We start from the raw sequence: 231 nt of genomic DNA, 5'->3' as shown, positions 1-231 counted from the left end.
TGCAGCAGCGAAAGAGCCGTGGTTAATATTCAGCAGCACAGCCGAGTTTAAACCACGTGAGGTGATGAAGTTATATGGTCGAAGGATGCAGATAGAACAAAATTTTCGGGATGAGAAAAGTGAACGATTTGGGTTTGGGCTTCGCGCCAGTCATAGCCGTTCAGCAGGGCGTATTCTGGTACTCAGCCTGCTGGTAACACTGAGCACAGCAGTACTGTGGTTGCTTGGTTA

1 protein-coding gene is annotated in these 231 nt (G+C 48.5%); it reads left to right on the top strand.

Features of this window, described 5'->3' with window-relative positions; all coding sequences use genetic code 11:
* On the top strand, positions 1–231 hold a 231-nt coding region (locus NG42_RS21725), incomplete at both ends, for a transposase (protein WP_052903128.1).

The sequence above is a fragment of the Winslowiella iniecta genome (assembly GCF_001267535.1).
GTDB classification, from domain to species: Bacteria; Pseudomonadota; Gammaproteobacteria; order Enterobacterales; family Enterobacteriaceae; genus Erwinia; species Erwinia iniecta.
Note: the sequence above shows the minus strand (reverse complement) of the source record. Positions and strands in the feature narration are given on the sequence as shown.